The organism is Asprobacillus argus, from assembly GCF_032248395.1.
Classification (GTDB): domain Bacteria; phylum Bacteroidota; class Bacteroidia; order Flavobacteriales; family Flavobacteriaceae; genus Polaribacter; species Polaribacter argus.
Genome location: NZ_JAVTTO010000004.1, coordinates 26,023 through 49,361, shown reverse-complemented (window position 1 = coordinate 49,361; position 23,339 = coordinate 26,023). Strand labels below are relative to the sequence as shown.

The window sequence follows — 23,339 nt, the reverse complement described above, 5'->3', positions numbered from 1 at the left end:
ACACTATTAGTATATCATTCACCTCATTCGTTACACTGATAAAATATAATTTTCAACGGTCTCAAAAAATCGCTGTTTATCATCTACATAAATAGCTAAGGAAGATGCTTTTTTCTTCAATCCATAAAACCCTGAAAATTGTTCTTCGTTATTAAAATGTAGAATCACATTATGTTCTGTAAGTCCTCCTAAGGGAGAAAAAGGCACAATACTTTTATCCTCAGGAAGGTCTTTATTAGACAATTCTACTTCTCGAATGTTATGTAACGATACAGACCATTCTGAAAAGAATCCAAATCGCAATATTAATTCCTTCTCTTTCATATCAACTGTAATGGGTCTTTTAGAAATAGATCTGGCCAAAGCAAAAATTTGCAATGCTGTATAAGCACTTAATATGGTAAGAATCCAAGCCGCCACGGAGCTCCATTTCAGCAGTAAGAAATGTACAGCAAAGGTTTCAATGAGAATTACCATTAAGAATCCAACTATAATGGAAAGCGTAGTACTCTTTTTATGGTATGAAAATTCATCTTTCTTAAGTTTTTTCTTTCTCCAATGTATAAAACCATAGTACACCACTGAAATCTCCGTAACTAAGATTGCCGCTACCTGCTGGGGCAACACTTCAGAAGCGGCCTTTTTCATCGCTGTGTAAAAATCTCCTGAATTCTTTTGTTCTTTATAGGATCTGGATATCTTCACTGTTTTATAAACAACGAAACTTAATACCGTAACCTCTACAATCGGTATCGCAAATACTTTTATTGCCGTCAATAAAGATTGGTTTTCTTCTGGTAGTGCGAAACTCAAAACCACTATACCTAATACGAACATACTCAGTACCGTAATTTTAGGGATGTTTCGTTTACGTATGATTAAAAAGTAAACGAATGGAATCGTGATTAAGAAGTCTATGGTAATGGCTGTTGACAACGCGCTTGCATTTTGTACGAATGCTTGAGATTGTATGATCAACAATAAACTTATTCCAAACAAAACGGGAATAAAAAGTGGTACCATTTTATTCCCGTATCGAAGTATATTTTTCATCTAAATTGATTTATCAATTCTACATAATTAGTAGAAAATCAACGAAATATGTTACATAAAAAACCTATTTTTTATACACTTTTCCATCTTTCATTACGAACACCACATTTTCCATTGTTTTAATGTTCTTTGTCGGATCTTCATCAACAGCAATGATATCTGCAAAGAATCCTTTCTTTACTTGACCTATTTCGTTATCCATTTTTAAGATCATCGCATTCGTAATGGTCGCTGATTGTATTGCTTCCATTGCTGGCATTCCAACTTCGACCATATAGCCAAATTCTTTTCCGTTTTTTCCATGTGTAAAAACACCTGCATCAGTTCCAAAAGCAATTCCAACACCTTTCTTATATGCTCTTGCAAATGTCCCTTGAATTTGTGGTCCAACTGCCAATGCCTTTGGCACAACAATCGCTGGATAATATCCTTTTACTTTAGCCTTCTCTTCTACTTCCTTTCCTGCAGTAATGGTAGGAACTAAATAGGCATCATGTTTTTTCATCAGCTCCATCGTTGCATCACTCATATACGTTCCATGCTCAATAGTTTTTACGCCTCCGATAATAGCTCTTTGCATTCCAGCATCGCCGTGTGCATGCGCAGCAACGTGCATTCCGTAATCTTTGGCCGTTTCGCATATTGCCTTAATTTCTTCTACGGTAAATTGCGGATTATCTCCGCTCTTCGCCACACTTAATACGCCTCCTGTTGCCGTTATTTTAATACAATCTGCTCCATTTTTATATCGCTGACGTACTGCTTTCTTAGCATCATCAACACCATTCACCACACCATCTTTCGGCCCAGGGTTTCCAACCAATTTTCTACTACTTCCATTTGTTGGATCTGCATGACCTCCTGTTGTTGCCAAAGATTTACCTGCCGTAAACACCCTTGGCCCAACTATTTTACCTGCATCAATCGCTTTTCGCAAGGATATATTAACTCCAGAACCCCCTAGATCACGTACAGTGGTAAATCCTGCCAGTAGCGTAGTTTTGGCGTAACCAGTTGAATTAAAAGCCACATCAGATGGATTTAAAATATATCTTTCTAATCTTGTTTTCGGTCCAAATTCATGTTCTATATGTACATGCATATCTATTAAGCCAGGTAATACCACCTTATTTTTAAGATCTATAGACGCATCTCCTTTAGCTTTACCTTTTATATAGCCGTTTAACACATCTACAATTTTGTTCTTCTCAACAACTACTGTCTTTTTTGTCAACACTTTTCCCGATTTGGTGTCAACCAATTTTCCACAATGGATATATGTTTTTTGAGCAAAAATGTGCGTTGCTAAAAATAATAATGATAGGGTGATTAGTAATTTTCTCATTGTTGTTTGTTTATTGCCTAAATGTATGAAAAAATGACTAGATTGCTCTTTGAAATGAATAGGAAAGCATGAAGAATATTATTATTACAGGAACCAGTAGAGGTATTGGTTTTGCCTTAGCTCAACATTTCGCTAAGAACGGACACAATGTATTAGCAATCTCCAGAAATACAGCAACTATTGACAACCTCAATCTTTCAAATATTACAGCTTTATCGGTTGATCTTTCGGAATCTAGTGATTTAAAAAAAGTCTCTGATTTTGTAAATTCAAAATGGGATCATGTTGATATTGTAGTTAATAATGCAGGAATGTTAATCAATAAACCCTTTTCAGAATTGACCGAAAAAGATTTTATAGATGTATATAAAGTAAATGTATTTGGTGTTGCGGCCATCACGAAATTATTGATTCCTTTTATGCAATCTGGAGGGCATGTAGTAACCATGAGTAGTATGGGTGGCATTCAAGGAAGCATGAAGTTTCCTGGACTTGCGGCATATAGCTCTGCAAAAGGAGCCGTTATTACCCTTTCAGAAGTTTTGGCAGAGGAATATAAAGAATCTGGCATTGCTTTTAATGTATTAGCCATTGGTGCCGTCCAAACGGAAATGCTGGAAGAAGCTTTCCCAGGATACCAAGCGCCTTTATCCGCTCCTCAAATGGCAGATTATGTATACAATTTTGCGCTAACTGGTAATCAGTTTTACAATGGTAAAGTTTTACAAGTCTCAAATTCTACACCATAAGATCGAACTTTGAATTTTCAAGAGTACATCCCTGAAACAGCAGTTCCTTCCGTCACATCTTTGATTTCTGAATATAATATTAATCTAAAGATCGTCAATGAACGTCAAACAAAGCATGGTGATTTTAGGAGACTTCCCAATGGTCAATTTTTGATAACCGTTAACAACAATCTCAATCAATATCAATTCTTGCTAACGTTTATTCATGAAATTGCGCATCACGTAACCTATCAAAAATACGGTCGTGTTAAACCTCATGGGAAGGAATGGAAGATGACATTTCAACATTTAATGCTTCCCTTTTTAACCTCTGAGATATATCCTGAGGCTATATTAAAACCACTAGCTCAATACCTAAAGAACCCTAAAGCAAGTACTGGTTCTGATGTAAACTTAACACTAGCTTTAAAAGAAGGTATCGCTCCTAAAGGAAAGAGTTTTATCTTTGACGTTCCAATGGATGGTAGTTTTACTTTTAAAGGGAAGCTATATAAACGAGGAAAAAAAAGAAGAACGCGATATGAATGTCTGCAAGTTTCGACAAATAAAATGTATTTGTTCAATCAAAATGCAGAAGTAAAAACTATAGAACATGAATAACTATTATGCGGTAATTATGGCCGGTGGTGTCGGATCGAGGTTTTGGCCAGTAAGCACGCAAGAATTCCCTAAACAATTTCATGATATGCTGGGGGCAGGAGAGTCGTTAATTCAAAGGACTTTCAATAGAATTAATGGACTAGTTCCTTCTGAAAATATATTGATTGCCACAAATGAACGCTATGAAAATCTAGTTTTAGAACAATTGCCTAAAGTCTCTAAAAACCAATTACTTTTAGAACCTATCATGCGAAATACTGCGCCCTGCATTCTGTATGCCGCGTTAAAAATATATGATCAAAACAAAGATGGTGTAATGTTAGTGGCTCCTTCGGATCATTGGATCAATAATGAAGCAGAGTTTATTCGAAACATCGAAACATCTTTTAAAGCTTCTTCTGAGAATGATATCTTAATGACTTTAGGAATACAACCCAATTCTCCAAATACAGGGTATGGTTATATTCAGTTTGAAGAAGGCTCAAATGATATAAAAAAGGTGAAAAACTTTACGGAGAAACCAAATCTGGAAACGGCAGAAAAATTCTTAGCTAGTGGAGACTATCTATGGAATGCCGGCATCTTCGTTTGGTCTGCAAAGAGTATCATTGAAGCATTCCAATCACATTTACCAGAGATGATCTCGCTGTTCAATGAGAGCGGCACCTACAATACAGAAAATGAAAAGTCCTTTATAAAAGATCATTATAAGGATGCCGAAAATATCTCAATTGATTTTGGTATTATGGAACGTGCTGGCAATGTACATGTACTTCCTGTTGATTTTGGATGGAATGACTTAGGAACCTGGGGCTCTTTATACAACAAGTTAGAAAAGGATGCTCATAAAAATGCTACTGTCGGTGCAGATACTATTTTTAGAGACGCCAATGGAAACATGATAAAAACGCAAAATGGAAAAAAAGTAGTGATCCAGGGATTATCAGATTTCATAATTGTTGAAAAAGAAGATGTATTATTGATCTGTCCGAAAAAGGATGAACAAGATATTAAGCAAATTGTCTCGGAAGTACGGGATACTTTTGGAGATTCACAAGTCTAAAAAAAAGCACCATATGGTGCTTTTTTTATTTTTCTCTTTTAATATATAATGTATCTAAGCCTAATTCTCCTTGCATCCAGGCTCTCAATTCATTCTCTTTAATCGAAATGATACTATCACTCAAATTTGGTTGCCAGGAAATCATGGCAACTGGAATCGTGTCAATTTTGATAAAATCCTTTGACGATAGAACGTTAGCAAACCCAATAGTATTGATATCAATATACCTAATCTTCGCTTGTTGCGCAATTCTGCTAAAAGCAATGGCCTTTTGATTATTTGCTTGTGCATCTTGCTCTATTCTATTATTTAAGGAAGTGATTGTTTCTTCTAAATCCTTGATTTTATTTTGTAATCCTTCTATAATATTCTTGCTCTCCCTTAGCTCATCTCTTTTTTCCTGATAAGCGGTGGTGATCAGATCAAAACTTTTTGTATCACTTCCCTTTATCTTCAATTTTACATCCACCAGATTCGCATATCTAGGGTCGTTTACCAATTGGTTTTTTAAAGAGTTCTCCTCCGCTACATTGACCTCATTAAAAAAGTTCAAGTTGAGCGTTTTGGTTTGCATATCAAAATCTTCATCCATTAATTGGTACGAAGGATTTGCATTAATTTCGTTTTTAATAAAAGCTGCAATCTGATTATTGATTTTGTTTTCCTTATACACCGTTATAAAAGTAAAAACAGCAGGAATCATTACTACAATACCTACTACTGCAGCAATCGTTTTATAGCGTTTTCTTTTAGCAGAATTCGCATACTTATGCATTGGGAAGTTCAATAGTTTCAATACGATGAAAGTAGCGAGTGCAATAAAAATAGTATTGATCGTAAACAAGTACATAGCTTGTGAGAAATATACCAAGTTCCCTTCGGCTAAACCATACCCGGCGGTACATAAAGGAGGCATTAAAGCGGTTGCAATAGCTACCCCAAATATTACAGAAGCAATGGTTCCTTTTTTTGTTCTAGCAACCATTAATGCTAAACCTCCAAAGAACGCTATTAACACATCTCTAATATCTGGTTTTGTTCTACCCAATAACTCAGAGGTATCTTCGCTTAGCGGAAATAAATAGAAGAATAAGAATGATGCGAATAAACTCAGAACGATCATCGTTGCCAAATTCACCGCCGATTTTTTAAAAGTATCTATATCATTCAAAGCAAATGACATTCCAACGCCCAGTATTGGCCCCATTAAGGGCGATATTAACATGGCTCCTATTACCACTGCCGTTGAATTTGCATTCAGTCCAATGGACGCAACAAACACTGCGAATATGAGAATCCAAGCAGTGGCTCCTTTGAATGGAATATCATTTTTTATCGCCTCTACGGTAGCCGCATGATCAGTGTCATGCCTAAAGTCTAATAACTCAACTAAAAACCTCTTTATACTTTCAAATAAGCCCCTAGCATCTTTTTGAACATCTTGTTTGGACTGCTCTACATTATCTTTGACAGGCTGCTCTTCCATAAATTCAATTCTCTTTTTAGATTACCATGGAAATATACAAAAACAAATCGTACTACTTGAAAACAATTAAAAATCAACGATGAATCCAAACCTTGGTAAAACCGTTCCATTTTCGTTCTTAATCTCTTCTAGAATATATCTATTAGCGTCATTTGGATCTATTAATGGATTCCCGTTAACATCTAAGCTTGGAGTAAGAAATGGTTGCTCGAGTGCTTTATTGTTTAATAGATTCTGAATATCGACATAGAAGTTTAATGCCCACTTCTTCCAATACCACGTTTTATCAATTCTAACATCCAGCTGAGAAAAAGCATTGAATCGTGCGGTATTCAATTGTGTGAAATCTAAGATTCCCTGATTCGCGACATTGTAATTCGAGATCAAACTTGAGGCATTCATATCATAAGGTGTATAGGGCCTACCTCCAACCAAGCGGTACTTTACACCAATCTCCCAGTTTTTTTGAAGCTTTTTACCGCCAGTAAATGTCAATAGATGTCTATTATCCCATGTGGCTGGTATAAATTGATTTGAAGCATTCTTAAATTCACTGCGAACATATGTATAGGACAGTATTCCATATAGTCCATCATATGATTTTTTCTGCGCCAAAAGTTCAAAACCAAAAGCTCTTCCTTCAGAATTTGATGTTACTTCTTCTGTCCCCACTACGCCAAAATCGGATCCCAGATTTGCCAAACTAATTTGATCTCTTAACGAAAAAGGATAGTTACTATATCTCTTATAAAATCCTTCTAAAGTCAGTTTGATCGTTTCTGTCGGTTTATTTTCAAGGCCCAAAACAACATGGGTTGCCTTTAAGAATTTTAACCTATCTCTATTCACTAATACACTTGCATTATTTCTAAACCCTAGTATGGTATACGCTGGCAGTTGTTGATAGATCCCAGTTGTGGCATTTAAAGACCATGTATTACTTAACGCATAGTTCACAGAAATCCTAGGAGAGAACTGATTCCATGGGTTTTTCATTTCACTATTATAGTCATTTGCATCCAGCCTGAAACCAGCAGAAAGTGAAAGCCTATCCCCAAAATAACGTTTCGATAATTGTCCAAATAACGCATATTTAAACATGTTTAGCTTCGTGTGATAATTTCGAACATCTACTCCTGAGCTATTGGCTATTTGTTGAAACGTTGTATTCTTGTAAGTAGACTGCTCTAATCCCACGCCAACATTTATTGAGTAACCATTTAAAGTAAATCTATTCTCAAATCTAAACCTGTTCTCAATCTCTCTAGAATCGTAATCTAATAAGAGGTCAGTTACTATTCCAGAATTCTGAAAATACTTAATCGCGCTATTATCCCAAACACTTCTGCTTAGCACAAATTGTTGTGTGCCATGTTCTTTAAAAACCTTGTAATTTGCACCGATGGTATAATTCCATTGATTCTGAACAGGAATATTTGCCAATATATATCGATTTCTTTTCAAAGTTTCTTCATCACTTACATCGTTGTTAACCTCTTCATTCAATTCAAAAGTATCTATAGCTCCAATACCTATAATGGACAGTTGACTATTTTCGAACTCTGTTTTTATATTGAATTGAAAGTCATTGTAAGTAGGCAAAAAAGGTAGTTTAATAAGTTTAAAGAGTACCTGTAAATAGGACTGTCGAACAGATGCTATTAAAGTTGTATTCTTACCTAAAGGTCCATCTATGGTAATTCCAGCATCTGATGTTCCTAAAGTAGCTCTAAAATCAAACCGATCGGGGTTTCCTGTTTTTTGAGTAAATTCTATAACTGAACTTAACGTGTTTCCCCTATTCGCAGAAAAAGCACTGGAATAAAAATCAACATTTCGTATTAAATCTGTATTCACGATTCCGACTGGGCCGCCAGTAGCTCCTTGGGTTTGGAAATGGTTGATAACTGGAACCTCTATCCCGTCTAGGTAAAACTTATTTTCTGAAGGAGCCCCTCCTCTAATGATAATATCATTCCTAAACCCAGGATTAGAAGCTACTCCAGGCAATGACTGTAGCACCTTTAATATGTCTCTGTTTCCTCCAGGTATTTTTTCTATTTCTGCTAAACCTAATGATTTTAGAGATAATGGGTTCTCAATGTTTTTTTTAAATAGCTTTCTCTTGATCACAACCTCGTCTAATGCACTATTTTCCTCTTCCAATTCAATAAGGATATAGGGTGTTTTTTCTTGTGTAACTAGGTAATCTGAGGAAAGTATCGTTTTATAACCTAGATATGAAGCTTGGATTTTTACATAACCAAAAGGAGCATTTTCAATCTCAAAAGTTCCATCATCTTTAGTAACTCCTCCAACAGATGTTCCTACAATACTAATATTCACAGAAACGAGCGGTTCTCTAGTTGCTGCATCAATTACTTTACCACTAATTCTTCCTTGTGAAAGCACAGAGGAAATAGACAATAACAGCGCGAAAGAGAGAGCTATGGTATGTTTCAATTTTTGTTTAATTTATTCTAATTATCATTAAACAAAAATAAGTTTTTCTTTTCAAATAGGAAAGTCTTGAAAACAAAAAAGCTTCTCAAATTTGAGAAGCTTTTGTGACCGGGCTGGGGCTCGAACCCAGGACCCTCTCCTTAAAAGGGAGATGCTCTACCAACTGAGCTACCCGGTCATCCTTTCTTAGCGGGTGCAAATATAGAAACCTATTTCATAAAAACCAAAGGAATTTTTTATTTTGTTTCATTTAAATATGCCTCTCGAACTTTCTTAAATAATTTGGAACTATACACAAATTTTACAACCGACTCATTATCAGTTTTAAAGATATCATCCTTAGTTCCTTCCCATGCTTTTACACCATCTTTCAAAAAAACTATTTTCTCTCCGATCTCCATAACCGAGTTCATATCATGGGTATTAATGACCGTAGTAATTTGGTATTCGTGCGTAATTTCTTGTACAAGATTATCTATCAATATTGCCGTGTTAGGATCTAATCCTGAATTAGGCTCATCACAGAATAAATATTTAGGATTCATCACAATCGCTCTAGCAATGGCAACTCTTTTTTGCATTCCTCCAGAAAGCTCTGCTGGCAACTTAAAATTTGAGTTTTCCAAATCTACTCTTTGTAACACAAAGTTGACCCGATCTAACATTTCATCTTCAGGTTGTTTTGTAAACATTTTTAGCGGAAACATAACATTTTCCTGAACGGTTTGAGAATCAAACAGCGCACTTCCTTGAAATACCATCCCAATTTCTTGACGCCATTCTCTTTTCTGTTCTAACGTAAAGTCAATATTCAATTTTCCGTCATAGGAAATCGTTCCTTCTTCTGGAGTATGCAGTCCAATTAATGACTTTAGGAATACGGTTTTTCCGGAACCACTTTGACCAATGATCAAACTTGTTTTACCTGGTTCAAAAGTGGTTGTAATTCCCTTTAACACCTGAACATCATTAAATCCTTTATGTAAATTTTTGACTTCTATCATTATGTTAACAACATTTGTGTTAAAAAGTAATTGGCAATTACAATTAATATAATGGTCCAAACTACAGATTGAGTACTTGCTTTTCCTACTGCTATGGAACCTCCTTTTACATAGTATCCATGATACGAAGGAACTGTTGCAATTAAAAAGGCAAAGACCAATGTCTTTACAAGGGCATATTTAATTAGAAAAGGATCAAACTGCAATTGTACTCCATATAAAAAATCGACATGAGAAAAGATTCCAGAAGTAACTCCGGCAACCCATCCTCCTAAAATTCCTAAAAACATGGACAGCACAATTAAAAATGGGTAGAAGAAAACAGTAGCCAATACTTTTGGAAAGACTAGGTGGTTTATCGAGTTTATCCCCATCACTTCCAAGGCATCTATTTGCTCTGTTACCCGCATTGTACCAATACTAGACGTTATATACGACCCTACTTTTCCTGCCAAAATAATAGAGCAAAATGTAGGAGCAAACTCTAAAATGATAGATCTCTTCGTGGCAAATCCAATTAAATATTGCGGTATAAAAGGTGATTCGATATTCAAGGCAGTCTGTAACGCAATAACTCCGCCAATAAAAAAAGAAATGAACATAATAATACCCAATGACTTCAGACCAAGTTCATCAATTTCTCTAAACAAGGCTTCTTTGAAAACACGTCCTCTTTGAGGCCTTCTAAAAACCTGACCCAACATTAAAAAATATTTACCAATATGACTTAGGTAATTCATCCAAAATTAATTTATGCTAAAGTATTAAAATATCATTAACTCTCTGTGTAATTGTAATGAACAAACGAAAAATAATTACATTTGATATATCTAAATCCAATTTCCTATTTATGAGAAATTTAATCTCAGTTTTTCTTCTTACATCTCTTATTTGTTTAGGTTGCAAAAAAGAAAAAGAAATTCACAAAAAACCATCCTTAGTGGTTGGAATCGTAATCGATCAAATGAGATATGATTATCTCACCAGATACCATGACAGATATGGGAATGATGGTTTTAAAAGAGTACTTAAAAACGGGTTTTCTTTAGAAAATGCGCATTACAATTATATTCCTACTTACACAGCTGTTGGTCATACTTCTATTTATACTGGGACAACTCCAGATATGCACGGTATAATTGGTAATTGGTGGTATGACAAATATGCGCACAAATCTATTTATTGCGTCACTGACACAACGTATACCACCGTAGGATCTGAGTCTAAATATGGTCAACGTTCTCCATACAGAATGTTTACAACAACGATTACCGATCAATTACGACTGGCTCAAAATATGAAAGGTAAAACTATAGGTGTGGCTATAAAAGATAGATCGTCTATCTTACCTGCGGGTCATACTGCAACCGCTGCTTATTGGTTTGATAGTTCACCTGAAAGTAAGGTTATCACTAGCAGCTTCTATATGAGTGAACTTCCACAATGGGTGCAGCACTTTAACAACTCTAAACCCGCTGAAAAATATGTTTCAAAACCGTGGAAAACACTCTATAATATTCATACATACACGAATAGTCTGCCCGATAATAATCCATTTGAAGCAACATTTAAAGGGGAAGAGACGCCTACATTTCCACATGATTTACCAGGTTTAAAGGATCAGAATGGAGGAAATAGTATTATCAAAGAAACACCTTTTGGCAATTCGCTGACATTGGATCTTGCTAAGGCAGCATTAAAGGGTGAAAATCTTGGAAAAACAACATACACCGATTTTTTAGCCATTAGCTTTTCTGCTACCGACTATGTTGGACATAAATATGGTCCTGATGCGGTTGAAGTAGAAGATACTTATTTGCGCTTAGATAAAGATTTGGCAGAACTTTTTGCGTTTTTAGATACTGAAGTTGGAAAAGGTAATTATACCTTATTTTTAACGGCTGATCATGCCGCTGCTCAAGTTCCTTCGTACTTACAATCTATCAGAGTGCCTGCACATTATTTTGATTCGAAAGGATTCAGACAATTTGTGAAAGACCTTTGCATAAAACATTTTAAGTCGGGTAATCTTGTAGAGAATATTTCAAATCATCAAGTATTTTTAAACAAGAAAGAATTGGAAAGGTTAAGATTATCAGCTGATAAGGTAAGTCAGATAATCGCTGATGAGGCCATTAATTTTGATGGCATATTTAAAGCCCTTACAGCCAGAACAATGCAAACGACCAGTTTTACTGACGGTATTTTAAAGACACTACAAAATGGCTATAATCAAAAATTCTCTGGTGATGTATTACTTGTTCCATACCCTGCATCTATAACTGGTCATAAAAATGGAGGTACTACGCATGGCTCAGGGTATTCATATGACACACATATTCCGATGATCTTTTATGGAAATGGTATTAAAAAAGGAAGGTCGGCAAAGCGATATAACATTATCGATATTGCTCCAACACTTTCAAATTTATTACAAATAGAGTTTCCGAATGGATCTACCGGGAAAATAATACACGAAGTACTTGAATAGTTAAAACCTAAAGTTAGAGCTGTTCTGATGCGTCTTCATTGCTCTTTTTGATAATACAATTCCTACGATCAACGAAACAATGGCTCCTAACCATATTCCTGGAATGTAATTGATAAACAAAAAGAAATCATATGCTCCATGAAAAAGAGTAGCAACGAATAACCCAGTTAGGTTTAGTACAACTCTATTTGTAGAGAATTTGGCTTTCCCCATAAAGTATCCCATCAGAATGGCAAAAGTTGCATGCGCCGGCACAGCGGTAAATGCTCTGGTAATACCTGTGCTAACCCCATACTGAAAAACATAGAGGATATTCTCCAAAGTTGCAAAACCCATAGACACCATTACAGCGTAAACAATCCCATCAAAAGGCTCATTAAACGCTTTATTTCTTTGTGAAACATATCTAACAATAACATATTTAGAAAACTCTTCAACCAGTGCAACTACTATAAATGCCTTCAGAAACATCTGGAACACACTCCTTTCATCAGGTAGTGGTAAAATACTCCCAACCAAATATCCTAATGCAATAGTAATAAGAACACTTATAATTGCGCCTAACAGAAAATTCTTAATTAGTAATCGTAAGGGTTCTTTTTCAAACTTATCTTTTATGTAGATATATATAATAATTACCATAGCGGGTGCTATAGCCAACAATAGTAAATTCATAATGCGAAAGATACATTTAATTTTGACATCTGATCAGAATTCTTAACTTAGCGAGAAACAACCAACTTATGAAACGTCTACTTTTTTTACTTGCTATTCTATTAGGTTTATCTAGCTGCAAAAATGAGCAGAAACCTGATGTCGAATTAAACGAATTATTTGCCATAATGCAAGGTTCTTTTAACTCCGAAGCGCAAGCAAAAATAGACTCTTCCTATTATAATATTTCGCTTCATATGTATCCTATTTGGAGAGACAAAGGAAATTATTTGTATGTCGAACAAGCTTTGAATTCTATGCAAAACAGACCCTATAGACAACGCGTATACAAAGTAACTCGTTTAAACGATAGCGTTTTTTAGTTCTGCCATATATACTATTCCTTCGGATTCTTTATGGATAGGTGCATGGAAAAACCCTAAAGATTTTGACAAGATCCTACCTGAGGACCTTACGGAGCGAACCGGATGCGAAGTGTTACTTAAAAAGGTTGGGGCAAATCACTTTAAAGGTGCCACTGGAGTTAAAACATGTAAAAGTTCGTTACGTGGAGCTAGTTACGCGACCAGTGAAGTGGAAATCACAAAAGGTAAAATAGTATCCTGGGACAGAGGTTTTGACTCAGACGGGAATCACGTCTGGGGAGCGGAAAAAGCGGGGTACGTCTTCGACGAAATAGAAAATTAATTTCTCGGCAAAAAGACTTCCGCCATCATACAACGTGCACTACCTCCACCGCAAGCTTCAATAGTATCTAATGAACTAGAAATAATTGGACAGTGTTTTTCAATTTGAGCTATTTGTGCTTTGGTAAGTGAATCATATGCCGCTTGGCTCATCACCAAAAAACGTTGATCTCTTTCACCTCTAACCTGCAACATATTTCCAGCAAAATTGTTGACTTGATCTTCAGAAATATCAATTACTTCTTTACCATCTTGTTTTAAGTGCTTGATCACATTTTTTCGTTCTTTCTTATCATCAATACTATCTAAACATATTACGGCAAAAGTTTCTGCTAAACACATCATAACATTAGTATGATAAATAGCCTCTCTTTTTCTGTTCACTGTTTGATTTGCCGTAAAAACAACGGGCGTGTATTCGAAATCTTCACAAAACTCAATAAAGAGGTCTTCGTCTGCTCTTGGTGATAATGCACAGTATGCTTTTTTATGGATTCTATCCAACAACAGACTCCCTGTTCCTTCTAAAAAAACTTCTTCTTCTTCGGCCGAAGTATAATCCACAATATCATTTATAAGAAATCCTTCAGACTCTAGTTTTTCTAGGACATCTTCTCTTCGTTCCAAGCGACGATTTTCTGCAAACATCGGATATAGTCCAACGGTTCCCTCCTGATGAAACGAGATCCAATTGTTGGGGAATATAGAATCTGGTGTATCAAATTCTTTTGTGTCAGATACCACAACTACATGAATACCATAACTACGAAGCTTTTCAACATATTGATCAAACTCTTCCTGTGCTTTTTTGTTCACTGTTGCTGGTAATAAATTATCGAGCACCTTTTGATAATAGTTATTTACAGCAGTTTGTTCGTTCATCCTAAAACCTATAGGGCGAATCATTAGAATGGTATTTGTAGTCTGTTGCATTTATAAAATCTTGATACGCAAAATTATCACTTTAAATGGAATTTATAAATAGATAACAATAATAAAAAAGGTCATTTTCGTCATCCTTTGTTAATCGCTTGAAAAGCCATAAATTAGCACAATCATTAATTCAAATATGTTTAAACAAATACTCCTGAGCTTTTTGTTGTTTATAGTTCTGTCTGCTACTGTCAGCGCTCAAACATTGAATAGCTTTTATAGCGGAATCGTAAATAACGTTTCTTCTGCTAATATTCTAGCAGATCTTAACACCTTTGAAAGTTTAGGCGTTAAAGAAATCAATACCACTGCATTAGATAATACTCAAGCCTGGATAAAAAGCAGATATGAGAGTTTAGGTTATACTGATATTGTGGAACAAGCATTTTCTTTTTCCGGCGGAACAACCCATAATATTATCATAACTAAAACGGGAACCCTTTATCCGAATACATATGTGATCATCGATGGACATTATGATACTATTAATGGAACTGGAACCAATGATAATGGTAGCGGAACCGCTTTGATTTTGGAATTGGCCAGATTGCTAAAAGATATTGACACAGAATACTCCATAAAGTTTATACACTTTAGTGGCGAGGAAAATGGTTTAATTGGGAGTAACTATTACGTAAATAATACTGTGGTCCCACAAAGTTTGGATATTGAGCTTGTTTTTAATATTGATGAAGTAGGTGGTGTCAGTGGTATGGTAAATGATACCATAGTTTGTGAACAAGATACAAGTAGTCCAACCACCAACAACGCTGCATCTGCTGCTATGACACAAATTCTAGCGAATGCTATGGAGTTGTACTCTACTTTAGATACAGAAATATCGAATGCCTATGGATCAGATTATGTTCCTTTTGAAAATAATGGAGAGATTATTACTGGTTTATACGAAAAAAACGAAAGCCCTTACGCTCATACTTCAAATGATGTGTTATCCAACATGGATGTAGATTACCTTTTTCAGGTGACCAAAGGATCTTTAGGAGCAGCGCTACATTTTGCCGTTGGCACGCAAACACTGGGTGTAGATCTGGAGGATGAAATGGCTAAAAAAGTTACGATCTATCCTAATCCTTCCGATGGAATCATTAATTTGAAAAACACTAGTACAAAAACATTTAATATTAAAATACTAAATGTATTGGGTAAAGAAGTGTACACGTCTTCGATCGATACTACTACCACAAGTCTTGACCTATCTTCATTAAGAAAAGGTATCTATATGGTGGTCTTTAAAACTGAGAATGCTTCCTTTACCAAGAAGATCGTATTAAACTAGCTGGACGTTTATTAATTATGTGACAAAGTACACACATATGTGACGAATTGCTGATGCACGAACTCACATCTCTGAGTATCTTTGTAAAAACATTTTAAGCATGAGTGATACGCTGTTTAATCCAGTAACTGGAGATACTCTTAGATTTATTAAAACGGCCAAGGAAACAAATGGCGAAGTTTCAGAATTCATTTTAACATTAGCACCTAAATCGGATTGGGCAAAAAGTCCAAAACATTTTCATCCACATCAAAAGGAAAGCTTCAAAGTATTGTCGGGTGAACTACATCTTTATGAAGGAAAAAAATTGCATATTCTCACTGCAGAAAGTGATAAGGTTATCATTGATAAACTGACACTACATGCCTTTTGGAACCCGTTGGATACAGAGACCGTTTTGCATGCAGAAATTTATCCTCCAGTTGATATAGAAAAGGGGTTACGGTTCAATTATTATCTTGCTCAAAAAGGGAAAGTTTACAAAAATAATATTCCGCGCAACTTGTTTCACAGCTTTATTTTGATGAACTATGTCGACTCTTATTTCAAAGGAATTCCTTGGAAATTTCAAAAACAGGTTTGGAAATTTGGCGCTAAGATTGCACGCTTTTTAGGCTATAAGGATCCCTTAATCTCTAATTAAAGGCATCGTGGAACAACGTAACAGCCCTTCTTGTTTTGCTATTTCTTGATACGGCACTTCCTCTACGGTAAATCCTTGGGCTCTTAACCAGGTGTTTAACCGGGTGAAGTTCTTTTCTGAAATGATTACATTTTCCGAAATTGAGAATACATTACTATTCATATTGTACATCTCTTCTTTATTAATTTCGAAAATATTCTCTTGACCGAAATAACTAACCAGCCATTCATACTCGCTCTCAACTAAAAAGCCATTCTTATGTAGTATTGCTTTGTCTTTCCCTATAGGTTGAAAACAACAATCTAAATGCAATGCATTATCCTTTGCATTTGTATTAGATTTTCGGAGCTCAAAAGACTTCACTTTCTTATTTGGAAATAATTCTTGTAATGCAATTACCGCGTCCATATTTGTTCTTGCAGTAATATAGTCTGGGTAATCTTCACCTGAATACGTACCAACAAAGATATAATCATTCCATGGCATTACGTCCCCTCCTTCTATATGACATTCTTCAGGTAATGTAATTCTATTTTCTTTTGGTATTTGGCTCCAGACATGTTCTATCGCTAAAATCTCTTTATCTCTATCAGGTAAAATATTCGCTCTAATAAATTTATCTTCAATAACAAAAGCTATATCACGTGAAAATATTTGATTATAGTCTTTAATAATCTCTGGTCGATATACTGCTACGTCGTACTTATTAAAAACAGCTGCTACCGATTCCATTTCTGGTATCATGTCTTCTTCTTTTGGGTACGTTCCAGCTAACACATGTTCTCTACTCTTTGGGTCGTAACATTCGTCAAGTAACGGCGCTGGGCCATTATTTTCAGCAGTCCCTAGTACTACTGCTCTTAATCTTGACGTTTCGTTCTTTATATTTAATTTTAGCATAAACTACACATAAAAAAGCTTCATTGGAATATGAAGCTTTCATTTTATATTATATCTAAATTATCTTTTTTTAATTTCTGTAAAGGCTCTATGGTTTTCTCCAGTATAAATCTGGCGAGGCCTTCCAATAGGCTCCTTGTTTAAGCGCATTTCTCTCCACTGCGCTATCCATCCCGGTAAACGTCCTAAGGCAAACATTACGGTAAACATTTCTACTGGGATTCCCATGGCTCTATAGATTATACCTGAATAAAAATCTACATTAGGATACAATTTTCTATCTACAAAATATGGATCGTTCAATGCTTCTTGCTCCAGGCCTTTAGCAATCTCCAAAATAGGATCCTCTACTCCTAGGTCATTCAAAACTTGATCCGCAGCTTTTTTTATGATCTTAGCTCTTGGGTCAAAGTTCTTATAAACTCTATGTCCAAACCCCATTAAACGGAAAGGGTCATTCTTATCCTTAGCTTTCGCCATGTATTTTTTAGTATCTCCTCCATCTTCTTTAATAGCTTCCAGCATTTCTAGCACCGCTTGATTTGCTCCGCCATGCAATGGTCCCCAAAGCGCTGAAATTCCAGCTGATAAGGATGGAAATAGTCCTGCATGAGAAGATCCAACTATTCTTACCGTTGAAGTAGAACAATTCTGTTCGTGATCTGCGTGTAAAATCAATAATTTATCAAGAGCATCTTTTATAATTGGATTAATTACATATTCTTCATCTGGTCTTTGGAACATCATTGTTAATACATTCTCTACATATCCTAAAGAATTGGAACCATAGCTTAATGGTAGGCCTTGTTTTTTTCGCATTGCCCAAGCTACTAAAACAGGAAATTTCCCCATAATTTTCACAATCGCTCTGTACATTTCTTCTTCAGAATCAACATTTACAGATGACGGATTAAAAGCTGTCAACGCAGATGTTAGTGACGATAACACTCCCATTGGGTGTGCCACTTTCGGAAAAGCATCTAAAATTTTCTTTACATCATCATCTATAATTGCTTTTTCACGGATATCACTGTGAAATTGTGCTAACTGATCAGTCGTTGGTAAATCCCCAAAAATTAACGCATAAGCAACCTCTAAAAAATCCGCCTTCTCTGCTAGCTCTTCAATAGAATACCCTCTGTATCTTAAAATTCCTTTTTCTCCATTTAAAAAGGTAATCCCACTTAAACAAGCTCCTGTGTTTTTATATCCTGGGTCAATAGTGATTATGCCATTAGTAGCTCCTCGAAGCGTTTTTACATCAATTGCTATTTCATTTTCTGTTCCTTCTATTAATGGAAACTCATAAGAATTTCCTCCTACTTGCAACGTTGCTTTATCTGACATTATATATATTTTTTTAATTATTCTGAAGTCTTACAAAGATAGCCAAATTAAAGTATTTTTAAAAAATACAGCTATAGTTTTTCGATATGAGAAAATAACTTCTGTCGATTATGAAAGTCGAAAAAAAACCTCATAATTTACATTATGAGGTTTTCACTTTATTTCGTTTACTATATTAGATTTTAAATGCCTTTTGCTGAGGAAAATAGGCAACTTCTCCTAATTCTTCCTCTATACGCAATAATTGATTGTACTTCGCCATTCTGTCAGATCGAGATGCAGAACCCGTTTTAATTTGCCCAGTATTTAATGCTACAGCCAAGTCTGCGATTGTATTATCTTCTGTCTCCCCTGATCGGTGACTCATTACGGATGTGTATCCAGCATTTTTTGCCATGTTAACAGCTGCAATGGTTTCCGTCAATGTACCAATTTGGTTTACCTTTATTAAAATAGAATTCGCAATACCATTATCAATTCCTCTAGACAGACGTTCAACATTCGTTACAAATAAATCGTCCCCTACTAATTGTACAGTATCTCCCACTTTTTCCGTTAAATACTTCCATCCTTCCCAGTCATTCTCATCCATTCCATCTTCAATTGAAATAATTGGGTATTTTTCAGTTAATTCAGCTAAATAATCTGCTTGTTCTTGACTGGTTCTAACTTTTCCAGAATCTCCTTCAAATTTAGCATAGTCATATTTTCCATCTACGTAGAATTCTGCAGCGGCACAATCTAGAGCAATCATAATCTCATCTCCAAATGTATATCCAGCATTTTTCACAGCTAACTCAATCGTATCTAGAGCATCTTCTGTACCATCTAACGTAGGTGCAAATCCACCTTCGTCTCCTACAGCGGTCGATAGGCCTCTATCATGTAACACTTTTTTAAGGTGATGAAATATTTCTGACCCCATTTGCATTGCCTCTGTAAAATTTGATGCTTTTACTGGCATGATCATGAATTCTTGAAAGGCAATCGGTGCATCTGAGTGAGAACCTCCATTTATAATATTCATCATTGGAAGTGGTAATGTATTTGCAGAAACACCTCCTACATATCTATACAATGGCATTCCAAGTTCATTCGCCGCTGCTTTAGCCGCCGCAAGCGAAACTCCTAAAACAGCGTTCGCCCCTAGCTTTGATTTATTTGGTGTTCCATCAAGGTCGATCATTATTTTATCTATCAAGTTTTGCTCAAACACAGAAGTTCCAAGTAATTCTTGAGCAATAATGGTATTTACATTTTCCACAGCCTTTAAGACTCCTTTTCCCATATATGTAGTTCCTCCATCTCGTAATTCAACAGCCTCATGTTCTCCTGTAGAGGCTCCTGACGGTACAGCTGCTCTTCCTGAAATACCGTTTTCGGTAGTTACATCAACTTCAACCGTTGGGTTTCCTCTTGAATCAAAAATTTGACGCGCGTGAATGTTAATTATGATACTCATATTGGTTTATTTTTTATGTTTTTTATTACCATTATTTTTCACGCGCTAATTTACGCAATAAGTAGGGTTTTTATAGATATGAAATTAGATTTATTACGAAATCGATTTCAAGAAACCTCTTTAGAAAAAAACAAATGGAAATATATGGCATAAAAAAACCCACTCCTAAGAGTGGGAAAATTGCTATGAAAAAGAAAGTGATATAAATATCACTCACGTCAAAAATAGCAGATTAATGGGCTTTTACCAAATAAAATCGATAAAAAGTTTAATTTCTTAGATGAATGGTAAAAAAATATCGTTCAATGAAAAAAACTGCTGTTATATAACAGCAGTTTTTTGTTTTTTAATATTTTCTATAAACTCATCGAATAAATATTCGGCATCATGAGGTCCTGGGCTAGCCTCCGGATGGTATTGAACAGAAAAAATATTTTTACCTTTTATCCTTATTCCAGCTACTGTATGATCATTTAAATGCTCATGCGTAATTTCTATATCCGGATGTGTTTCAGTTTCCTCTCTATTGATGGCAAATCCATGATTCTGCGAAGTAATCTCTCCTTTTCCTGTAATCAAGTTTATTACTGGGTGATTGATTCCTCTATGTCCATTATGCATCTTATATGTCGAAATTCCATTAGCTAATGCAATTACCTGATGACCTAAACAAATTCCAAATAACGGCAGGTCTCTTTTTATAATTTCCTTGGCTACATTTTGTGCATCTGTTAGCGGTTCTGGATCCCCAGGTCCATTAGAAATAAAATACCCGTCTGGGTTAAACGCTTCTAGCTCTTCAAAGCTGGCATTGTATGGGAATACTTTTACATACGCTCCTCTCTTCACTAAATTTCTTAAGATATTCTTTTTAATTCCGATATCCAGGGCAGCCACTCTATAAGGTGCATTTTCATCACCCACAAAATAAGGTTCTTTGGTAGAAACTTTAGATGCTAGTTCCAATCCTTCCATACTTGGTACCTCATCTAATTGTTTCTTAAGCGTATCTATATTACCAACTTCTGTCGAAATAATAGCGTTCATAGCTCCATTATCTCTAATATATGAAACCAACGCTCTGGTGTCTACATCAGAAATAGCCACCAAATTATGCTTTTCAAACCAATCAAAAAGATTCCCATCAGAATCCACTCTCGAATGTGGAAAACTAAAGTTTCTACACACTAGACCGGCAATTTTTATTCCTTCAGACTCTACTTCTTCTTTATTTACTCCATAGTTTCCAATATGTGCATTGGTAGTTACCATTAACTGACCGAAATATGATGGATCTGTAAAAACCTCTTGATAACCAGTCATTCCTGTATTAAAACAAATTTCCCCAGTCGCTGTTCCTTCTATCCCAACAGACTTACCATAAAAAATAGTTCCGTCTGCCAATAAAATAAGTGCTTTTTTTCTTTCTTGATACGCCATTAGTAAAGTGTTGTTTATGTAATGTAAAAATATAAAAAAAGGGATAAACTTAAACGTTTATCCCTTTAATATGATTTGATAAAATCATCATTTATTCTTCTGTTTTTTCTTCTGTTGTTGTTTCAACAGCTTCTACAGTTTCAGTTGCCTCAGCAGCTTTCTTACTTCTACCTCTACGAGTAGATTTCTTAGCTTTTTTACCATTAGGATTATATAGTTCGTTATAATCAACTAGTTCTACCATTGCCATTGGAGCGTTATCTCCCTGACGGTTTCCTAACTTGATAATACGTACATATCCACCTGGTCTGTCCGCTACTTTAACAGATACTTCTTTAAATAGCTCTGTTACTGCATATTTGTTTCTTAAGTAACTAAACACAATTCTTCTATTGTGAGTAGTATCCTCTTTAGACTTAGTAATTAACGGCTCAACAAACTGACGTAAAGCTTTTGCTTTTGCTACTGTTGTATTGATACGTTTGTGCTCGATTAAAGAGCAAGCCATATTGGCTAACATCGCCTTTCTATGCGCTGTCTTTCTTCCTAAATGATTAAACTTTTTTCCGTGTCTCATGACCGATGTGTTTTAGCTCCCATCTTGCTGCAACTCTTTTGAGGAGCAAAATATGGAAGGGTTAATCTCTATCTAATTTATATTTGGTTAAATCCATTCCGAAATTCAATCCTTTAACATTTACTAGTTCTTCTAGTTCCGTTAATGATTTTTTACCGAAGTTTCTGAATTTCATTAAATCACTCTTGTTAAATGAAACTAGGTCTCCTAATGTATCTACTTCTGCAGCTTTTAAACAATTTAAAGCTCTTACAGAAAGATCCATGTCGATCAATCTAGTTTTCAATAATTGACGCATGTGTAATGACTCTTCATCATACGTTTCAGTTTGAGCAATTTCATCTGCCTCTAATGTAATTCTCTCATCGGAGAATAACATAAAGTGGTGAATCAAAATTTTTGCTGCTTCTGTTAATGCATCTTTTGGGTTAATTGAACCGTCTGTATCAATATCGAAAACTAATTTTTCGTAATCCGTCTTTTGTTCAACACGGAAATTTTCGATTGCATACTTTACATTCTTTATTGGGGTGTAAATAGAGTCCGTAAAAATAGTACCTATTGGTGCTCCAGATTTTTTATTCTCCTCAGCCGGTACAAATCCTCTACCTTTTTCAATAACAAGTTCCATATTTAATTTCACAGACTTGTCCATGTTACAAATTACCAAGTCTGGATTTAATACTTGAAATCCTGAAATGAATTTTTGTAAATCACCTGCAGTTAATTGATCTTGACCAGATACTGCAATAGATACAGTTTCTTTATCAGTCTCATCAATTTGCTTCTTAAAGCGTACTTGTTTAAGGTTTAAGATAATCTCTGTTACGTCTTCTACGATACCATTGATAGTTGAAAACTCATGCTCTACACCATCTATTCTAAGAGATGTAATTGCAAAACCCTCTAAAGAAGAAAGTAAAACTCTTCTTAAGGCGTTACCTACTGTTAAACCAAAACCTGGTTCTAAAGGTCTGAATTCGAATCTTCCAGAAAAATCTGTAGACTCTATCATTATTACTTTATCCGGTTTTTGAAAGTTTAATATTGCCATATTTATTTCTTCGTTTTAATTGTTTTCTAGTTGCGCGGTTTATAAGTGTGAAGAAGTACAAACAAACCCTT

22 protein-coding genes and 1 tRNA gene are annotated in these 23,339 nt (G+C 35.3%); 8 read left to right on the top strand and 15 right to left on the bottom strand.

Annotation, left to right across the window (positions count from 1 at the left end):
* Positions 1 to 30: 30 nt before the first annotated feature.
* Together RQM59_RS10435 and RQM59_RS10430 are read right to left on the bottom strand one after the other, a co-directional pair.
* Positions 31 to 1,053: a hypothetical protein gene (locus RQM59_RS10435; protein ID WP_349242049.1), complete on the bottom strand. Its 1,023-nt coding sequence runs from the start codon at positions 1,051 to 1,053 to the stop codon at positions 31 to 33.
* 64 nt (positions 1,054 to 1,117) lie between these two features.
* Complete coding sequence (locus tag RQM59_RS10430; RefSeq protein WP_349242048.1) at positions 1,118 to 2,398, bottom strand: metal-dependent hydrolase family protein; 1,281 nt, start codon at positions 2,396 to 2,398, stop codon at positions 1,118 to 1,120.
* A 68-nt stretch (positions 2,399 to 2,466) separates the two neighbouring features.
* Between RQM59_RS10430 and RQM59_RS10425 the strand changes: the two genes are divergently transcribed.
* Genes RQM59_RS10425 through RQM59_RS10415 form a run of 3 tightly spaced genes read left to right on the top strand, consistent with a single transcriptional unit; the run spans position 2,467 to position 4,810 of the window.
* Positions 2,467 to 3,147: an SDR family NAD(P)-dependent oxidoreductase gene (locus RQM59_RS10425; RefSeq protein WP_349242047.1), complete on the top strand. Its 681-nt coding sequence runs from the start codon at positions 2,467 to 2,469 to the stop codon at positions 3,145 to 3,147.
* 9 nt (positions 3,148 to 3,156) lie between these two features.
* Complete coding sequence (locus RQM59_RS10420) at positions 3,157 to 3,747, top strand: SprT-like domain-containing protein (RefSeq protein ID WP_349242046.1); 591 nt, start codon at positions 3,157 to 3,159, stop codon at positions 3,745 to 3,747.
* Positions 3,740 to 4,810: a mannose-1-phosphate guanylyltransferase gene (locus RQM59_RS10415; RefSeq protein WP_349242045.1), complete on the top strand. Its 1,071-nt coding sequence runs from the start codon at positions 3,740 to 3,742 to the stop codon at positions 4,808 to 4,810. Before RQM59_RS10420 ends, RQM59_RS10415 begins: the two co-directional genes overlap by 8 nt.
* Positions 4,811 to 4,835: 25 nt before the next feature.
* On the opposite strand, the gene RQM59_RS10410 is transcribed toward RQM59_RS10415, so the two are convergent.
* The 5 genes from RQM59_RS10410 to RQM59_RS10390 form a co-directional block, all read right to left on the bottom strand.
* The gene (locus RQM59_RS10410) at positions 4,836 to 6,296 is read right to left on the bottom strand and encodes a DUF389 domain-containing protein (protein ID WP_349242044.1); all 1,461 of its coding nucleotides are present in this window, start codon (positions 6,294 to 6,296) and stop codon (positions 4,836 to 4,838) included.
* Between the two features lie 66 nt (positions 6,297 to 6,362).
* Positions 6,363 to 8,759 carry a TonB-dependent receptor gene (locus RQM59_RS10405; protein ID WP_349242043.1) on the bottom strand — a complete coding sequence of 799 codons (2,397 nt, stop codon included), beginning with the start codon at positions 8,757 to 8,759 and terminating at the stop codon, positions 6,363 to 6,365.
* A 105-nt stretch (positions 8,760 to 8,864) separates the two neighbouring features.
* A tRNA-Lys gene (locus RQM59_RS10400) sits at positions 8,865 to 8,937 on the bottom strand.
* A gap of 58 nt (positions 8,938 to 8,995) precedes the next feature.
* Complete coding sequence (locus tag RQM59_RS10395) at positions 8,996 to 9,763, bottom strand: ABC transporter ATP-binding protein (protein ID WP_349242042.1); 768 nt, start codon at positions 9,761 to 9,763, stop codon at positions 8,996 to 8,998.
* Positions 9,763 to 10,503 carry an MlaE family ABC transporter permease gene (locus RQM59_RS10390; RefSeq protein WP_349242041.1) on the bottom strand — a complete coding sequence of 247 codons (741 nt, stop codon included), beginning with the start codon at positions 10,501 to 10,503 and terminating at the stop codon, positions 9,763 to 9,765. Before RQM59_RS10390 ends, RQM59_RS10395 begins: the two co-directional genes overlap by 1 nt.
* 110 nt (positions 10,504 to 10,613) lie before the next feature.
* Between RQM59_RS10390 and pafA the strand changes: the two genes are divergently transcribed.
* Positions 10,614 to 12,254, top strand: coding sequence for an alkaline phosphatase PafA (gene pafA, locus RQM59_RS10385; protein WP_349242040.1), 1,641 nt, complete (start codon positions 10,614 to 10,616; stop codon positions 12,252 to 12,254).
* Here the strand turns inward: pafA and RQM59_RS10380 are convergent, their stop codons facing one another.
* Positions 12,255 to 12,929, bottom strand: a complete 675-nt coding sequence (locus RQM59_RS10380; RefSeq protein WP_349242039.1) for a PrsW family intramembrane metalloprotease — start codon at positions 12,927 to 12,929, stop codon at positions 12,255 to 12,257.
* Positions 12,930 to 12,997: 68 nt separating this feature from the next.
* Between RQM59_RS10380 and RQM59_RS10375 the strand changes: the two genes are divergently transcribed.
* Positions 12,998 to 13,291 carry a CpcT/CpeT family chromophore lyase gene (locus RQM59_RS10375; RefSeq protein WP_349242038.1) on the top strand — a complete coding sequence of 98 codons (294 nt, stop codon included), beginning with the start codon at positions 12,998 to 13,000 and terminating at the stop codon, positions 13,289 to 13,291.
* Positions 13,278 to 13,616 carry a chromophore lyase CpcT/CpeT gene (locus tag RQM59_RS10370; RefSeq protein WP_349242482.1) on the top strand — a complete coding sequence of 113 codons (339 nt, stop codon included), beginning with the start codon at positions 13,278 to 13,280 and terminating at the stop codon, positions 13,614 to 13,616. The genes RQM59_RS10375 and RQM59_RS10370 overlap by 14 nt, the downstream gene beginning before the upstream one ends.
* Here the strand turns inward: RQM59_RS10370 and ctlX are convergent.
* Positions 13,613 to 14,548: a citrulline utilization hydrolase CtlX gene (ctlX, locus tag RQM59_RS10365; protein ID WP_349242037.1), complete on the bottom strand. Its 936-nt coding sequence runs from the start codon at positions 14,546 to 14,548 to the stop codon at positions 13,613 to 13,615. The genes RQM59_RS10370 and ctlX overlap by 4 nt on opposite strands.
* A 136-nt stretch (positions 14,549 to 14,684) precedes the next feature.
* Between ctlX and RQM59_RS10360 the strand changes: the two genes are divergently transcribed.
* Positions 14,685 to 15,845 (top strand): M20/M25/M40 family metallo-hydrolase, encoded by a 1,161-nt coding sequence (locus tag RQM59_RS10360; RefSeq protein ID WP_349242036.1) that lies wholly within the window; start codon positions 14,685 to 14,687, stop codon positions 15,843 to 15,845.
* Between the two features lie 100 nt (positions 15,846 to 15,945).
* Complete coding sequence (locus RQM59_RS10355) at positions 15,946 to 16,488, top strand: cupin domain-containing protein (RefSeq protein ID WP_349242035.1); 543 nt, start codon at positions 15,946 to 15,948, stop codon at positions 16,486 to 16,488.
* Here RQM59_RS10355 and RQM59_RS10350 read toward each other — a convergent pair.
* From RQM59_RS10350 to RQM59_RS10325, 6 genes are all read right to left on the bottom strand, one after another.
* Positions 16,474 to 17,388, bottom strand: a complete 915-nt coding sequence (locus RQM59_RS10350) for a dimethylarginine dimethylaminohydrolase family protein (protein ID WP_349242034.1) — start codon at positions 17,386 to 17,388, stop codon at positions 16,474 to 16,476. The two genes, RQM59_RS10355 and RQM59_RS10350, sit on opposite strands and share 15 nt — an antisense overlap.
* A gap of 60 nt (positions 17,389 to 17,448) precedes the next feature.
* Positions 17,449 to 18,735, bottom strand: coding sequence for a citrate synthase (locus RQM59_RS10345; RefSeq protein ID WP_349242033.1), 1,287 nt, complete (start codon positions 18,733 to 18,735; stop codon positions 17,449 to 17,451).
* A gap of 175 nt (positions 18,736 to 18,910) precedes the next feature.
* Entirely contained in the window at positions 18,911 to 20,197 is a 1,287-nt protein-coding gene (eno, locus tag RQM59_RS10340) for a phosphopyruvate hydratase (RefSeq protein WP_349242032.1), read from the bottom strand.
* Between the two features lie 321 nt (positions 20,198 to 20,518).
* Complete coding sequence (carA, locus tag RQM59_RS10335) at positions 20,519 to 21,637, bottom strand: glutamine-hydrolyzing carbamoyl-phosphate synthase small subunit (protein WP_349242031.1); 1,119 nt, start codon at positions 21,635 to 21,637, stop codon at positions 20,519 to 20,521.
* Positions 21,638 to 21,728: 91 nt separating this feature from the next.
* A complete protein-coding gene (rplQ, locus tag RQM59_RS10330) occupies positions 21,729 to 22,214 on the bottom strand; it encodes a 50S ribosomal protein L17 (protein ID WP_349242030.1) in 486 nt (161 codons plus the stop codon).
* A 61-nt stretch (positions 22,215 to 22,275) separates the two neighbouring features.
* The gene (locus tag RQM59_RS10325) at positions 22,276 to 23,268 is read right to left on the bottom strand and encodes a DNA-directed RNA polymerase subunit alpha (protein ID WP_349242029.1); all 993 of its coding nucleotides are present in this window, start codon (positions 23,266 to 23,268) and stop codon (positions 22,276 to 22,278) included.
* Positions 23,269 to 23,339 lie beyond the last annotated feature (71 nt).

What these genes read in the sequence shown, in the direction of transcription:
- RQM59_RS10435 (WP_349242049.1), bottom strand. Translation starts at nt 1,053, where the DNA reads ATGAAAAATATACTTCGATACGGGAATAAAATGGTACCACTTTTTATT.
- RQM59_RS10430 (WP_349242048.1), bottom strand. Translation starts at nt 2,398, where the DNA reads ATGAGAAAATTACTAATCACCCTATCATTATTATTTTTAGCAACGCAC.
- RQM59_RS10425 (WP_349242047.1), top strand. Translation starts at nt 2,467, where the DNA reads ATGAAGAATATTATTATTACAGGAACCAGTAGAGGTATTGGTTTTGCC.
- RQM59_RS10415 (WP_349242045.1), top strand. Translation starts at nt 3,740, where the DNA reads ATGAATAACTATTATGCGGTAATTATGGCCGGTGGTGTCGGATCGAGG.
- RQM59_RS10410 (WP_349242044.1), bottom strand. Translation starts at nt 6,296, where the DNA reads ATGGAAGAGCAGCCTGTCAAAGATAATGTAGAGCAGTCCAAACAAGAT.
- RQM59_RS10395 (WP_349242042.1), bottom strand. Translation starts at nt 9,763, where the DNA reads ATGATAGAAGTCAAAAATTTACATAAAGGATTTAATGATGTTCAGGTG.
- RQM59_RS10390 (WP_349242041.1), bottom strand. Translation starts at nt 10,503, where the DNA reads ATGAATTACCTAAGTCATATTGGTAAATATTTTTTAATGTTGGGTCAG.
- pafA (WP_349242040.1), top strand. Translation starts at nt 10,614, where the DNA reads ATGAGAAATTTAATCTCAGTTTTTCTTCTTACATCTCTTATTTGTTTA.
- RQM59_RS10380 (WP_349242039.1), bottom strand. Translation starts at nt 12,929, where the DNA reads ATGAATTTACTATTGTTGGCTATAGCACCCGCTATGGTAATTATTATA.
- RQM59_RS10375 (WP_349242038.1), top strand. Translation starts at nt 12,998, where the DNA reads ATGAAACGTCTACTTTTTTTACTTGCTATTCTATTAGGTTTATCTAGC.
- ctlX (WP_349242037.1), bottom strand. Translation starts at nt 14,548, where the DNA reads ATGCAACAGACTACAAATACCATTCTAATGATTCGCCCTATAGGTTTT.
- RQM59_RS10360 (WP_349242036.1), top strand. Translation starts at nt 14,685, where the DNA reads ATGTTTAAACAAATACTCCTGAGCTTTTTGTTGTTTATAGTTCTGTCT.
- RQM59_RS10355 (WP_349242035.1), top strand. Translation starts at nt 15,946, where the DNA reads ATGAGTGATACGCTGTTTAATCCAGTAACTGGAGATACTCTTAGATTT.
- RQM59_RS10350 (WP_349242034.1), bottom strand. Translation starts at nt 17,388, where the DNA reads ATGCTAAAATTAAATATAAAGAACGAAACGTCAAGATTAAGAGCAGTA.
- RQM59_RS10345 (WP_349242033.1), bottom strand. Translation starts at nt 18,735, where the DNA reads ATGTCAGATAAAGCAACGTTGCAAGTAGGAGGAAATTCTTATGAGTTT.
- eno (WP_349242032.1), bottom strand. Translation starts at nt 20,197, where the DNA reads ATGAGTATCATAATTAACATTCACGCGCGTCAAATTTTTGATTCAAGA.
- carA (WP_349242031.1), bottom strand. Translation starts at nt 21,637, where the DNA reads ATGGCGTATCAAGAAAGAAAAAAAGCACTTATTTTATTGGCAGACGGA.
- rplQ (WP_349242030.1), bottom strand. Translation starts at nt 22,214, where the DNA reads ATGAGACACGGAAAAAAGTTTAATCATTTAGGAAGAAAGACAGCGCAT.
- RQM59_RS10325 (WP_349242029.1), bottom strand. Translation starts at nt 23,268, where the DNA reads ATGGCAATATTAAACTTTCAAAAACCGGATAAAGTAATAATGATAGAG.